General features: G+C 74.7%; 13 protein-coding genes. 10 read left to right on the top strand and 3 right to left on the bottom strand.

Translation table 11 applies throughout. The features are described from left to right. The first annotated feature begins 6 nt into the window (after positions 1–6). The 8 genes from ACTSKS_RS05850 (at position 7) to secA (ending at position 10,662) form a co-directional block, all read left to right on the top strand. Positions 7–396, top strand: a complete 390-nt coding sequence (locus tag ACTSKS_RS05850; RefSeq protein WP_060974202.1) for a chorismate mutase — start codon at positions 7–9, stop codon at positions 394–396. Continuing rightward, positions 389–1,504: a hypothetical protein gene (locus ACTSKS_RS05855; protein WP_095353697.1), complete on the top strand. Its 1,116-nt coding sequence runs from the start codon at positions 389–391 to the stop codon at positions 1,502–1,504. Before ACTSKS_RS05850 ends, ACTSKS_RS05855 begins: the two co-directional genes overlap by 8 nt. 152 nt (positions 1,505–1,656) lie before the next feature. Then, entirely contained in the window at positions 1,657–2,337 is a 681-nt protein-coding gene (gene mtrA / locus ACTSKS_RS05860; RefSeq protein ID WP_069942056.1) for an MtrAB system response regulator MtrA, read from the top strand. A 4-nt stretch (positions 2,338–2,341) separates the two neighbouring features. Further along, positions 2,342–4,276, top strand: coding sequence for an MtrAB system histidine kinase MtrB (gene mtrB, locus ACTSKS_RS05865; RefSeq protein ID WP_442927361.1), 1,935 nt, complete (start codon positions 2,342–2,344; stop codon positions 4,274–4,276). Then, positions 4,273–6,018 carry an LpqB family beta-propeller domain-containing protein gene (locus ACTSKS_RS05870; protein WP_442927362.1) on the top strand — a complete coding sequence of 582 codons (1,746 nt, stop codon included), beginning with the start codon at positions 4,273–4,275 and terminating at the stop codon, positions 6,016–6,018. The genes mtrB and ACTSKS_RS05870 overlap by 4 nt, the downstream gene beginning before the upstream one ends. Positions 6,019–6,127: 109 nt before the next feature. Then, entirely contained in the window at positions 6,128–6,925 is a 798-nt protein-coding gene (locus ACTSKS_RS05875; protein WP_182488667.1) for a ComF family protein, read from the top strand. 149 nt (positions 6,926–7,074) lie between these two features. After that, positions 7,075–7,752, top strand: a complete 678-nt coding sequence (gene hpf / locus ACTSKS_RS05880) for a ribosome hibernation-promoting factor, HPF/YfiA family (protein ID WP_225348557.1) — start codon at positions 7,075–7,077, stop codon at positions 7,750–7,752. Positions 7,753–7,926: 174 nt separating this feature from the next. Beyond that, the gene (secA, locus tag ACTSKS_RS05885; RefSeq protein WP_225348556.1) at positions 7,927–10,662 is read left to right on the top strand and encodes a preprotein translocase subunit SecA; all 2,736 of its coding nucleotides are present in this window, start codon (positions 7,927–7,929) and stop codon (positions 10,660–10,662) included. 87 nt (positions 10,663–10,749) lie between these two features. Here the strand turns inward: secA and ACTSKS_RS05890 are convergent, their stop codons facing one another. Both ACTSKS_RS05890 and ACTSKS_RS05895 read right to left on the bottom strand, forming a co-directional pair. Further along, positions 10,750–11,262, bottom strand: coding sequence for an Rv3235 family protein (locus tag ACTSKS_RS05890; protein WP_052833459.1), 513 nt, complete (start codon positions 11,260–11,262; stop codon positions 10,750–10,752). A gap of 50 nt (positions 11,263–11,312) precedes the next feature. Further along, positions 11,313–12,065 (bottom strand): LysM peptidoglycan-binding domain-containing protein, encoded by a 753-nt coding sequence (locus ACTSKS_RS05895; protein ID WP_044659782.1) that lies wholly within the window; start codon positions 12,063–12,065, stop codon positions 11,313–11,315. A 156-nt stretch (positions 12,066–12,221) separates the two neighbouring features. Here ACTSKS_RS05895 and ACTSKS_RS05900 point away from each other — a divergent pair, with 156 nt between their 5' ends. After that, positions 12,222–12,779: a hypothetical protein gene (locus tag ACTSKS_RS05900; protein ID WP_036383497.1), complete on the top strand. Its 558-nt coding sequence runs from the start codon at positions 12,222–12,224 to the stop codon at positions 12,777–12,779. Positions 12,780–12,794: 15 nt separating this feature from the next. Here ACTSKS_RS05900 and ACTSKS_RS05905 read toward each other — a convergent pair whose 3' ends face one another. After that, the gene (locus tag ACTSKS_RS05905) at positions 12,795–13,019 is read right to left on the bottom strand and encodes a helix-turn-helix domain-containing protein (RefSeq protein WP_123244132.1); all 225 of its coding nucleotides are present in this window, start codon (positions 13,017–13,019) and stop codon (positions 12,795–12,797) included. Between the two features lie 225 nt (positions 13,020–13,244). Here ACTSKS_RS05905 and ACTSKS_RS05910 point away from each other — a divergent pair, with 225 nt between their 5' ends. Beyond that, positions 13,245–13,892, top strand: coding sequence for an SAF domain-containing protein (locus ACTSKS_RS05910; protein WP_123244131.1), 648 nt, complete (start codon positions 13,245–13,247; stop codon positions 13,890–13,892). The last annotated feature ends 1 nt before the right edge of the window (position 13,893 follow it).

Here is a 13,893-nt window from a genome sequence, read left to right on the forward strand (position 1 = left end):
TCGGCCATGAGCCCGGACTACGACCCCCACGCCAGCTCGCTGCCCGGCACCGCGGACCCGGCGGTCCTCGACGAGCTCTTCGCGATCCGCGGCAGCATCGACAACATCGACGCCTCGCTCGTCTACCTGCTGGCCGAGCGGTTCAAGTTCACGCAGCGGGTCGGCGCGCTCAAGGCCCGGCACGACCTGCCGCCCTCGGACCCCGGGCGTGAGGCCGCCCAGATCGCGCGGCTGCACCGGCTCGCGCTCGAGGCGGACCTCGAGCCCGCGTTCGCCGAGAAGTTCCTGAACTTCATCATCGCCGAGGTCATCCGCCACCACCGCGCGCTGGCGGCCGAGGGCCGGCCGGACGCCGAGGCGGAGCCGGGGGAGAGCCCCGGGGACGCGGATGACTGAGGCCGCCCACGACGACGGCGCCACCGGCCCCGTCGCCCTCGGCGGCACGCCGTGGCGCGGCACCGACGTCGCCGAGGCGCAGCGCGTCACGCTCGGCGAGCTCGGCGCGGACCACTGGCCGGTGCTCCCCGAGCTGCCCGATCGCGGACCCGGCGCCGACGCCACCGGCCGCTCGGCCGCCCTCCTGCAGGAGCTGGCCGTCGACCTGCAGCCGCACGGCTGGCGGGTCAGCCCGCCCGGGGCCGCCGGCTCCGGCCGCGACCGACGCCGCGCCGTCTCCCTCTGGCACGAGGACGCGCACCGCTGGGCGGACACCGCGGGGGCCGAGGGCGCCGTCGTCGAACGTCTGGCCGTGCGGGTGCGCGGCCCGCTCAGCCTGCTCGCCGGCCTCTGGCTGCCCGGGGGAGAGCGCGTCCTCGGCGACCACGGCGCGCGCCGCGACGTCGCCGAGTCCTATCTCGAGGGGCTGCAGGACGCCCTGCCCCGCCTCCGGAGGGCCACCGGCGCGGGACGCCTCGGCGTCGTCGTCGACGAGCCGTGGGCGGCGGCCGTCCTCGCCGGGACCCTGCCCACCGCGAGCGGGTACCGCACCGTCCGGTCGCTGCCGCGCGAGGAGGCCCGCGGGTTGTGGCGCGCCGCCCTCGACGGGTTCACCGCCCTGCCCGACGTCGCCCGGGTGTGGCTCGCACCGGGCCGCCGGGCCGCCTCCCCGGGGGCCGAGCTGCCCGGGCCCGCCGCGCTGGCGACGCTGACGGGAGAGTCCCTGCCCAGGCCCGACGCAGCCGCGGACGCGCCCGCCCCGGCCCCGGTCTCGCTCGTGGTGGGCGTGGGCGCCCTCGACGACGGCGCGGACGGCACGCCCGGCACCCGCGAGGCGTGGGAGGCGGCGGCCGGCTGGGCCGACATCGGGCGCGGGCTGACGCTGGCCCCCGAGCCGGGCGTGCGTCTGGTCGACGTCGTCCGCACGTGGGAACGGCTGGGGGTGGACCCCGGGCGGGTGGGCGACGTCGACCTCACGGCGGCGGGGTCGCACGACCCCGCCGTGCTCCGTACTCTGCGGCGGGACGCGGAGGAGCTGGCCGCGCGGCTCGCCGAGCTGCGCGGCTGAGCCGGCGCCCCGACGGACCGGGGCGACCTCCGGCGTCGTCCGCCGGGGACGGGCCCGCCCGGCGGGTATCATCGGGCTGATCCTGAAAATGTCCTGTGCCCGGGGCCGGTCCCGCCCGCGGCGCCGGGGGGAGCGCTGACGAGGAGGTCAGGATGGGCAAGGCCAAGATCCTGGTGGTGGACGACGACGAGGCGCTGGCCGAGATGATCGGCATCGTCCTGCGCAACGACGGCTTCGAGCCGACGTTCGCGGCGGACGGCACCTCCGCACTGCCCGCGTTCCACCGCGAGCGCCCTGATCTGGTGCTGCTGGACCTCATGCTCCCCGGCATCGACGGCATCGAGGTCTGCAAGCTCATCCGAGCCGAGTCGGACGTGCCGATCGTGATGCTCACGGCCAAGTCGGACACGGCGGATGTGGTGCGCGGCCTCGAGTCGGGTGCGGACGACTACGTGCCCAAGCCGTTCAAGCCCGCCGAGCTCGTGGCTCGCGTCCGGGCGCGCCTGCGTGAGGGGGAGGCCAAGCCGGCGGAGGTCCTGCACATCGGGGACCTCGAGATCGATGTGGCGGGCCACCAGGTCACCCGCGGCGGCGTCGGCATCGCCCTCACCCCGCTGGAGTTCGATCTCCTCGTGGCCCTCGCCCGGCGGCCGCGCCACGTCTTCACTCGCGAGATGCTCCTGGAGGAGGTCTGGGGCTACCGGCACCAGGCCGACACCCGGCTCGTGAACGTCCACGTCCAGCGCCTGCGCTCCAAGGTCGAGCCGGATCCCGAGAACCCGTGCGTCGTGCTGACCGTCCGCGGCGTCGGGTACAAGGCCGGCCAGGGCTGAGCGCATGACCGTGTCCGGCCCGGATGTGAGCGCGGCCCCGGCGGCCGAGTCCGGTGCCGAGCCGGTCGAGCCCGCCGCCGCCCGCCCACGGTCGTGGGGCCCCGGCCCCGCGTGGCGTGCGCTGCGCCGCCGGTGGCGTCGGTCCCTGCGGCTGCGCACGGCGGTGCTCGCGGCCCTGCTCTCGATCCTCGCGGGCCTCGTGGTCGCCGCGTTCCTCACGCAGCAGATCACCCAGGCCCTCTTCGAGGCCCGCTACGAGCAGGTCCAGTCCGAGGCACGCCGTGGCCTGAGCCAGGTGCGCGAGACGTTCGCGCAGACCACCGCCACGGACGCGCAGAGCACGGACGTGCTGGTGACCCAGACCCTGCGCGCCCTCGAAGGCGACTCCGGCACGACGATCCGCCGCCGCTATCACCTCGCCCCGCTGCCGGACTCCGAATCCGCGTACGTGGGGACGATCTCCTCCGCCGGGCTCGATCCCGCAGTGATCCCCCAGGAGCTGCAGGACGCGGTCGCCTCCGGGCCGGGCGTGTACGACGCGAGCGTGGCGCTGCCGAACCCCGGCGGTGGCACCCGGCCCGGCCTCGTGTTCGGCGCCCAGATGGTGCTGCCCCCGGGTGCCACCTACGGGCTCTACCTCGTCTACGACCTCGCGGACGTCCAGAGCTCGCTCGACTCGGTGCTCAGGGTGCTGCTGGTGTTCGGCGTCGGCTTCCTGGTGATCAACGTGCTGGTCTCGTGGTGGGTCTCGCGGCGTGTGACCCTGCCCGTGCAGCAGGCGGCCCGGGCGGCCGAGTCCCTCTCGAGCGGCAACCTGGCCGTGCGGATGCCGGTCGACGGTGAGGACGAGATGGCCCGCCTGGGCATGTCCTTCAACCGGATGGCGGACAGCATCCAGGACCAGATCGGCCAACTCGCCCAGCTGTCCCAGATGCAGCAGCGGTTCGTCTCGGACGTCTCCCATGAGCTGCGCACGCCGCTGACGACCGTGCGGATGGCGGCCGACGTGCTGCACGGCTCACGCGAGGACTTCGACCCGGTCAGCCGACGCTCGACCGAGCTGCTCTACCACCAGGTCGACCGCTTCCAGGCCATGCTCGCGGACCTGCTGGAGATCACCCGGTTCGACGCCGGCGCCGCCACCCCGGCCCTCGAGGCCACGGACATGCTCGAGCTGGCCCGCGACGTCGTGCTCACCTCTCAGCCGCTGGCCGATCAGATCGGCGTGCCCGTGTACATGGTGCCCATGGACCGGGACCGCGCCGACGGCCACGTCGCCCACGTCGACCCGCGGCGGATCGAACGGATCCTGCGCAACCTGGTGAACAACGCGATCGAGCACGCCGAGGGCCGGCCGGTGGACGTGCTCGTGGCGGCCGACGAGGAGGCCGTCACGTTCGCCGTCGTGGACCACGGCATCGGCATGAGCCCCGAGCAGGTGCAGCGCGTGTTCGACCGGTTCTGGCGCGCCGACCCCGCACGCAAGCGCACCACCGGCGGGTCCGGACTGGGTCTGGCGATCGCCACCGAGGACACCCGGCTGCACGGCGGTCGGCTCGAGGCGTGGGGCGAGCTGGGGGAGGGGTCCACCTTCATGGTGACCCTGCCGCGGGCGCCGCGCCCGGCCACGCAGGGCGCCGAGGCCCCCGAGCCGATCGGCCGCTCCGTGCTGCCCATTCCGCCCCGCTACAGCACGGCGGACCGCCGGTACGCCGATGACCTGTCCCGACCCGTCCCGCAGGAGGCGGACGCCGACGCCGTCGGCACGGTCGCGGACGTCGCCGCCACGGCCGCGGACGCCCCGCCGTGCGCGCGCCAGGACGAGCAGGCCCTGACCGCACCGACCCGGCCGGTGCGCAGGGTCCCTCCGGGGGATCCCGCCCACGGGCCGGCCCCCGGGGACCCGACCGGCGAGGATGCGGCAGAGGAGGCCCGATGACCACCGTGGATCCGCAGCCGCCCCGTCCGCCGCGTGTCGCCGTCGTCGCGGTGATCGTCGCCCTGGTGCTCGCCCTCAGCGGCTGCACCCAGATCCCCCAGAGCTCCGAAGTGCGCAGCGCCGACCCGGTCGACGGGGCCAGCGCGGCCGCCGACGCGCCGCAGTTCCATCCGCCGGGACCCGCCGAGTCGGACACGGCGGAGGAGGCCATCCGGGGCTTCCTGCTCGCGGGCACGAGCCCGCAGGACGACTACGCGGTGGCGCGCGAGTTCCTCGACGGCCCCGCGGCCACCCAGTGGACGCCCGGGCAGCGCACCCTCGTGTACTCGGCGGAGCCGCGCATCACCCGGGGCGACGGCGACGGGGACTACCAGATCCAGGTCGAGGTCGACTCGGAGATCGACGAGTACGGCCTGCGGACCGTCGCGCCGCCGGGGACCACACGGGCCTGGGCGGTCACCGTGCAGGAACGGCCCCAGGGCATGCGGATCACGTCCACGGAGAACGGCACGCTGCTCTCCCAGGCGCAGTTCGGACAGCTGTTCGCCCCGCACGAGCTCGCCTTCTACGACACCGCGAAGCGCTACGTCGTGCCGGACGTGCGGTGGTTCGTCAATCGGGGCACCACGGTGACCGCGGTGACGCGAGCGCTGCTGCGCGGGCCGGCACCGTATCTGGCCGGGGCGGTGGAGACGGCCTTCCCGCTGCGCACCGGCACCGACCTGGCCGCACCCACGGTGCCCGTCGACGACGACGGCGTGGCCCACGTCGACCTCACCCAGGCGGCCGCCGAGGGGGCCGACGCCGACCGGCGGCACCGCATGCGGGAGCAGCTGGAGCTGACCCTGACGGGCCTCCAATCGGTCAAGGAGGTCGAGGTGACCGTCGCCGGCGCCCAGCTGTCCACGTCGGGAGACGACGGCCCCGCCCCGGTCCAGACCGACCCCGCCGTCGGCTCAGTCCAGGTGGGCATCGACACGGCGACGGGCGGACTCGTGTACGTGCAGGGGACCAGCGTCACGCCGGTGGGCGGCGCCCCGGACGTCACCGCGCTCGATCCGGTCCGCCCGACCATGTCCGGCGACCGCAGCCGCTTCGTGTTCGTCACCCGTGACCGGACGGCGGTCCACGTCGCCGGCACGGACGGCACCCTGCGGGAGGTGCTGCGCGGCACCGGGCTCACCGTCCCGTCACTGGACCTCCTGGGCTGGGTGTGGGCGGCCGACAGGGGCACGACCTCGCGGATCCGCGCCGTCCCGGCCCAGCCCGGCGGGCAGGAGCGCATCGTGACGGCCACCTGGCTGCGCCCCGGCGAGCGGATCGTCGACCTGCGGTTGGCCCGGAGCGGGGCCCGGGCCGCGATGCTCGTCGACGACGGCCAGCGGACCACCCTGCGCGTGTCCGGCGTCGTGCGCGGCTCGGACGGGGTGCCGAACGCCCTGACCGAGCCGATCCTGCTGCCCTCCTCCGGCTCCGAGGACTCGGTGGAGTGGGCCGGAGACACGAACCTGCTCGTCTCGGCGTACGCCGAGAAGCCCGACGAGCGCGTGGTGCCGCGGATCGTCTCGATCGACGGCACCGTCCGGGAGCTCAACCCGCTGGGCGGTCTGCGGGGGATCTCCGCCGGCGACGACGGCGCCTACTACGCGGAGACGGAGGAGCTCGTGTTCCTGCTGGTGGGCTCCTCGTGGCGGGCGCAGGAGCTCGACCGCAGGGTGCGCGACCTCTCGTTCCCCGACTGAGCCGAGCCCGCGCCCGCCGCCCCGTCGTCCACTCCTGCACAGCCGCCCCGGCCCGCACAGCGGCTCGCCCCGGCGCCCGGACGGCGGCGGCGTGCGGTGGACTCGTCGCATGCGTTCCCCGCCGTCCTCCCCGTCCCCGCCGTCGGTGTTCGGCACCCTCGGTCGGGCCCTGGCCGACCTGGTCCTGCCCGCCGAGTGCGCGGTGTGCGCCGCGCCGGGTCACCGGCTCTGCCCGGCCTGCGCGGAGGGACTGACCGCCGTCCTGTCCCGGCCCTTCCGGGCGGAGCAGGACGCCCCGGCTTTGCCCTTGGGCCCCGGCGGCGCTCCCCTGCCGGTGATGGCGGCCGGGCGCTACGCAGACCCGCTGGCGGCCGCCGTGCTCGCGTTCAAGGACCATCACGCGCTGCACCTGCGCGGCGTGCTGGGCGAGGCCCTGTGCCGGGCCGTCGCCGCGGCGCGCCTCGAGCCGGACCTGCCCGGGGCGCCGCACGCCCTGCTCGTCCCGGTCCCGGGCGGCGCGGCCGGATTCCGACGGCGTGGCTACGACCCGCTCGCCGAGCTCACCCGGGCGCTGCCGGCGCCGTGGCTGGTCTCCGACGCCGTCCGTGCGCGCCTGCTGCCCCGCGCGAGCACGCTCCGGGGCGGCGGCCCGTCCCACGCGGGCGCCGGGGCGGGCCAGCGCCGCCGGCGGGCCCGGGACTGGCGCGTCGTCGCCGGGCGGCTGCCGGCCGGCGCGCCCGTCCTGCTCGTGGACGACGTCCTCACCACCGGCGCCACCCTCGCCGCGCTCGCGGAGGCGGTGCGCCGCGCCGGCGGGCACCCCGTCGGGGCCGTCGTGCTCGCGGCCGTGGCCCCGCCGCGGGACCCCGCCGAGCCTGGCCCCCGGCCACGCCCCCGGGTAGGGTGAACGGCACGGAATCGCCCCTACGGTTCCCGTCCTGCCGACGGCTGGAAGGAGGTCGCACCCTCGGACCCGCCGCCGCCCTGCGGACGCGACACCGAGGCGCACCTCCCCTCCCGAGGCCGGACCCGTGAGAGTCGGACCAGGAGGACGCCATGACCATGGATGTCAGCTACATCGCCCGCAACATCAGCCTCTCGGAGAGCTTCCGCGACCACGTCGTCGAGCGCACCGAGCGCCTCCAGCCGCTCGCCGAGGGCGCCGACACGCTCGAGGTCCGCGTGACGAAGTCCTCCCACCACAAGCACTCGGACGAGACGGTTCGCGTGGAACTGACGGTCCGCGGCCCGCGGGACGTCGTGCGGGCCGAGGCCGACGCGGACGACAAGCTGGTCGCCTTCGACCAGGCCGCCACCCGACTGGCCGAGCGCCTGCGGCGCATGCGCGACCGCCGCAAGGACCGCCGTCACGGCAAGCTCGGCGCCTCCCGCGGTGCGGGCGAGGTCGGATTCGTGCCGCCGCTGCCGCCGTCGGGTGCCGCGCTGGCCGCGGAGGAGGCCGCCGAGCAGGACGCCCCCGAGGTGGGCACCCCGGTGCGCATCCGCCAGAAGGCGTTCCCCGCGACCCCCATGAGCGTGGACGAGGCCGTGGACGCGATGGAGCTGGTGGGTCATGACTTCTTCCTCTTCCAGAACGCCGAGACCGGCGTGCCCTCCGTGGTCTACCGCCGCCGGGGCTGGAGCTACGGCGTGATCCGCCTGGACGAGTCCCTCCCGCAGGATCACGTCTCCGCCTCCGAGGGGGAGCGGGCCTACCAGGCGCGGGAGGACTGACCGCCCCGCCGACGTCGACCACGACCTGCTGACGCCGCGGCGCCCGTCCCCTCCGGGACGGGCGCCGCGGCCCGTCCGGACTCGGCCCGTACACTGTCCCGGAGACCGCGCCACGGCCGAGCGCGAGGGGCATCCCGTCCCGCCCCGGCCACACCGCAAGGGAGCAGAGAACCAGTGCCTTCGATCATCGACCGCGTCCTGAAGATCTCGGACCACCGCGTCCTCAAGCGCATGCAGGCCACGGTGGACGCCGTGAACCTCCTCGAGGACGACTTCCGGGCGCTCAGCGATGCGGAGCTGCGTGCCGAGACGGACGCGCTCCGGGCCCGGCATGCGGACGGCGAGTCGTTGGACCTGCTCCTGCCGGAGGCGTTCGCCGCGGTCCGGGAGGCCGCGGGACGCACGCTCGGCCAGCGGCACTACGACGTCCAGCTGCTCGGCGGCATCGCGTTGCACCAGGGCAACATCGCGGAGATGAAGACCGGCGAGGGCAAGACCCTCGTGGCCACCGCCCCGGCCTACCTCAACGCGCTGTCCGGCAGGGGCGTGCACGTGGTGACGGTCAACGACTTCCTCGCCTCCTACCAGGCCGACCTCATGGGCCGCGTGTTCCGCTTCCTCGGCATGCAGACGGGCGTCATCGTGGCGGGCCAGACCCCGGCCGTACGGCGCGAGCAGTACGCCGCGGACATCACCTACGGCACGAACAACGAGTTCGGCTTCGACTTCCTCCGGGACAACATGGCGTGGTCCCTCGACGAGCTCGTGCAGCGTGAGCACCACTACGCGATCGTCGACGAGGTGGACTCGATCCTCATCGACGAGGCCCGCACCCCGCTGATCATCTCCGGCCCCGCCCAGGGCGAGGCCAACCGGTGGTACGGCGAGTTCGCCCGGCTGGTGCGCCGCCTCGAGGCGGACACGGACTACGAGGTGGACCACAAGAAGCGCACCGTCGGCATCCTCGGCCCCGGCATCGAGAAGGTCGAGGACCACCTCGGCATCACGAACCTGTACGAGACGCAGAACACCACGCTCATCCAGTTCCTGAACAACGCGGTCAAGGCCAAGGAGCTGTTCAAGCGGGACAAGGACTACGTGGTCCTCGACGGCGAGGTGCAGATCGTCGACGAGCACACGGGCCGCGTGCTCAAGGGACGCCGCTACAACGAGGGGCTCCACCAGGCCATCGAGGCCAAGGAGGGCGTGGAGGTCAAGCCCGAGAACCAGACGCTGGCCACGGTGACCCTGCAGAACTACTTCCGCGGCTACGAGAAGCTCGCCGGCATGACGGGCACCGCCGAGACGGAGGCCGCCGAGTTCACGTCGACCTACGGCCTCGGCGTCGTCGTGATCCCGCCGAACCGGGAGCGACAGCGCGTGGACCGCAACGACGTGGTGTACAAGAACGAGAAGGTCAAGTTCGACGCCGTCGTCGACGACATCGCCGAGCGGCACGCGAAGGGCCAGCCGGTCCTGGTGGGCACCACCTCGGTGGAGAAGTCCGAGTACCTCTCCACGCTGCTGGCCAAGCGCGGCGTCCGCCACGAGGTCCTGAACGCGAAGAACCACGCCCGCGAGGCCGCCATCGTGGCGCAGGCGGGCCGCCCGGGCGCCGTCACCGTGGCCACCAACATGGCCGGCCGCGGCACCGACATCATGCTCGGCGGCAACGCCGAGTTCACGGCGGTGGCCCGCATGCAGGAACTGGGCCTCGACGCCGCCGAGGACCCGGAGGCGTACGAGGCCCGCTGGCCCGAGGTGCTGGCGGAGGCCGAGGCCGCCGTGGAGGACGCGCACCGCGCGGTCATCGAGGCCGGCGGCCTGTACGTGGTGGGCACGGAGCGCCACGACTCGCGCCGTATCGACAACCAGTTGCGCGGTCGTTCCGGCCGTCAGGGCGACCCGGGCGAGTCCCGGTTCTACCTCTCCCTCACGGACGAGCTCATGCGCAACTTCAACCCGGGCGTGGCCCAGCGGATCATGAACAGCCCGTCGATCCCGGACGACATGGCGCTCGAGTTCGGCTTCGTCTCGAAGGCGATCCAGAACGCGCAGGCGCAGGTCGAGGGGCGCAACGCCGAGCAGCGCAAGAACGTGCTCCAGTACGACGACGTGATGAACCGCCAGCGCGAGGCCATCTACACGGACCGCCGTTCCATCCTCGAGGGGGAGGACCTGCAGGACCGGGTGCGCCGCTTCGTGGAGGACGCCGTCGGGAACATCGTGGACGCGGCCACCGAGGAGGGCCACGCCACCGACTGGGACCTCGACCAGCTGTGGCGGGACCTGGCAGAGCTCTACCCCGTGGGCATCTCGCAGGAGGACGTCCTCGACGAGGTCGGCGGCCGGGGCCGGCTCAAGGCCGAGGTCCTCAAGCGCGAACTCGTCTCCGATGCGCTCCTGGCGTACGAGGACCGGGAGGCGCAGGTGGGGTCCGAGGCGCTGCGGGAGGCGGAGCGTCGCGTGGTGCTCGCCACCATCGGACGCCGCTGGCAGGAGCATCTCTACGAGATGGACTACCTCAAGGAGGGCATCGGGCTGCGCGCGATGGCCCAGCGCGAGCCCCTCGTGGAGTACCAGCGCGAGGGCTACACGATGTTCCAGAACATGCTCGCCGCCATCCGCGAGGACGCCGTGCGCACGCTGTTCCAGGCGCAGATCAGTGCGGCCCCCGCGCCGACGTCTCTGCCCGGCGTCAAGGACGCCCGCGCTGTGACGATGGCACCGCAGATCTCCGTGGAGGGTATCGACGCCCCGCAGCAGCCGGCGCAGCTGCGTTTCACCGGTCCGTCCGAGGACGGGCAGAGCGCGGTCACCCGCAGTGGCACGGACTCCGGCGCCACGGTCGCGGCGGGCACGAACCGCCGCTCCCGCCGTCAGGCGGAGCGCCGCGGCCGCCGCGGCTGACCGGCATCCTGCCACGACGCAGGACGAGGGCCCGCAGACCTCCAGGTCTCCGGGCCCTCGCTCGTCAGTCCGACGGGACGATCCGGCTCAGCCGATCTCGACCGACGTCACCTTCCACCGGCTGAGCCGCCGCTCGAGTCGGAGCGCGAAGGCCCGGGCCCGGCCCTCCCACAGCACCGTCGCGCTGGCCTCCACCCGGCCGGGCGCGACCTCGCACACGCGGGCACCCACCGGGCGGGGTGCGGACTTGGGCGTCCGGGGCGGGACGGCCGCGGAGGGCCGTCGACCGGGCCCGGTCGGCGCGACGGCGCCCAGCAGCTCCATGCGACGGGTCAACTTGTCCAGGACCTCGGGCGAGAGCCAGCCGGAGAGGTCCCGCAGGGCACGGCGGCCCGTCTCGACCTCGACGCAGGCGACGGCGATCACGGCGGCGAGCGAGCGGACGCGGCGCAGCTCCTCGCGCCCCTGTTCGGTGCGGGCCCGCCGGGCGATCTCCTCACCGCGGGGCAGGACTGCGGGGCTGTGGGCGGGCCCGTGGAGGAGGGTGTCGGCGGTGCGCCGGTCGGAAGCGGCGCGGGGGCGGGTGGCGAGGGTGGTCATGGCGGTCTCCTGAGGACGAGGCGAAGCGGGGGAGTGCAGGGTCGTGGATGTCATGGCCGTGGTCCGTCCACGCCGGCGTGCGGGGTGAACACGGGGGAGGTCAGCACGGTGCCGGGCAGCAGCAGGTGCGGGTCGTCGCCGATCACCCGTCGGTTGGCCTCGTACCAGCGGCGCCAGCGGGCGTCGATCTCTCGGGGGGTCGCGTCCGGGCCGAGCTCGGCGGCGGCGAGGTGCCACAGGCAGTCGCCGCGCCGGACGGTGACGGTCGGGTGGTCCGGATCCGCACGGCCGGTGCCGGCGCCCGGTGGGGCCGGCGCCGGGGGCCGGGGCGTCCACGCGGCGTCCGGCGCCGGGGCCTCGACGCCGGTGGCGTGCGCAGGCACCGCAGCCACGGTCCAGGAGGCGTCCGGCACGGGATGAGCCGCGTCCGCCCACGCGGCCGGTGCCGCGAGCAGCTGGGCACCGACGACGGCGCCTGCCACGCGTCCGAGCAGGGCGGGAGTGAGGCTCCGGCCCAGGCGGGCCCAGGCCGGCCGACCCGCGCGGCGCCCCAGCGCGACGAGCGCCAGCCCGATCAGGCCCACCGCCCACCATGCGAGCAGTCCGAGCCCGGCGAGACCGGCACCGAGGCCCAGCACGCGGGTCAGTTCCGCCCCGGGCGCGCTGGTGCCCGTCTGCAGCAGCGCCGCGGCACAGGCGAGCAGACCGGGACCGGCCAGAAGCAGGACGGTGAGGCCGACGGCGTCCGCCGCGTCGACCGGACGGGTCGGGGCCGGGCCGGCCGGTGATGTCGAGCGCTCCATGGATTCCCCTCCTGTGCGTCCGTCCGGCCGGGATCCCGCGATCAGGCCGGTGATGATGATCACAGTGAACTGCACGGGCCGATAGGTGTCAAGAGTGATGTTTGATGATGTTTGATGACGACCGATGTCCGGCGCTGAGCCTCCTATGCTGAGCGCATGCGGTGGAACGGACTCTTCGACGACCTGGAGGCGCACTGGGCCGACCTCGGCTGGCAGGAGACGGTGGCCGAGGCCGCGGAGCTGACCCGAGCGGAGTGGATGGCGCTGTCCCTGGCCGACCGCCTGCGCGGAGCCCGAGGGCGGCAGGTCCGGCTCCACCTGGCCTGGGGCGAGGTCGTGGACGGCGTGGTGCACACGGTGGGCCAGGGCTGGGTCGGCGTGCACGTCGACGGCTCGGGATCGGCGATCGTCGCGGTGGACTGCGTGGCGGCCGTGGAGGCCGACCTGACCCGGGCCGTGGCCGCGCCCGAGCTCGCCGCGGCCGGCTGGGGGACGGTGCTGCGCGGCATCGCGCGGACGCGCCAGCCGGTGGCGGTGACGGGACGCCTCGGCGCGGCGCTGGCGGAGGGCACCGTGGACCGGGTCGGCGGCGACCACCTCGACATCGCCCGCCACCCGCGGGACGAGGCCCGGCGGGCCGCGGCCGTCCGCGGGCGGCTCGTCATCCCGTTCGGGGCGCTGGGGACGGTCCGGACCGCGCTGCGCCCCGCCTGAGCAGACCGTGTGGGCTCAGCGGGCCTGCGCGTCCGCCTCGGTCCACTCCCGGACGCGGGCGCGCGTCACTTCCTTCTGACGTTCCACGTAGTCCTCGAGCCAGGACAGCTCGATGCGCCACTGACCGCGGCCCCCGACCTGGATGGCCTGCAGCTCACCCGAGCGGACCAGGGCACGGGCGGCCTGACCGGAGATGTTCAGGGTCTCCGCGACGTCGGTCAGGGTGAGAAAGCGCTGCACGGTGCTCCTTCGGTCGAGGCGTCCAGGACGGTCGCGGGCGGCCCACGACGTCGACCCATTCAACCCCGGGAACACCCGGAGGCGACACTTTTCCACAGCGTACGCGGCGGATCCGGCGATCCACGGCCCCTGTGGTTACTCTGGGCGCAGCGCGGAGGGGCCGACACCGACGGGGTGCCGGGGCCGCGGCGGCCCGAGGGGCCGGTCCGAAGGGGGGAACATCCGGTGTCCACGACCATGTCCGCGTCCGCCGAGGGCGGCCGTCTGCGCCGGCCCCGCTGGCGGGATCCCCGGCTCCTCGTCGGTCTCGTGCTCGTCCTCGCCTCGATCGCCGGCGTCGTGGCGCTGGTCGCCTCCGCCCAGCGGACCGCAGCGTACTGGACGGCTGCGGAGGACCTGCCCCCGGGCACACCCATCGCGTCCGGGGACCTGCGCCCCGTGGAGGTGAACCTCAGCGAGGCCGGCGAGCGGTACCTCAGCGCCGATGCTCCGGCTCCCGAGGGGCGGATGGTCTCCGGGACGGTCCGGGCCGGTGAGCTGCTGCCGGCGGCGGCACTGGTGGACGCGGACCCGGACGGCCGTCGTCCCGTCGGGGTGGCCCTGGACGAGCCGCTGCCGTCCGGCGTGGGCGTGGGAGACCGCGTGGACGTCTGGGTGGCCATGCCGGCGGAGGGAGGCCGCGGCCATGCAGACCCGGCCCGGCTGGCCGAGGCGCTCGAGATCTCCGAGGTCACGGCGGAGCAGAACGGCTTCGGCGGCTCGGGCACCACCCGGGTGCAGCTGCTGGCACCAAAGGAGACCCTGCCGCGCATCGTGGACGCGAAGGTGAAGGACGCGCGGGTCACCCTCGTGCCGGCCCACGGGGTGCGCTGAC

Origin of the sequence: Micrococcus sp. TCR-5, from assembly GCF_052220525.1 — a bacterium.
Classification (GTDB): domain Bacteria; phylum Actinomycetota; class Actinomycetes; order Actinomycetales; family Micrococcaceae; genus Micrococcus; species Micrococcus luteus.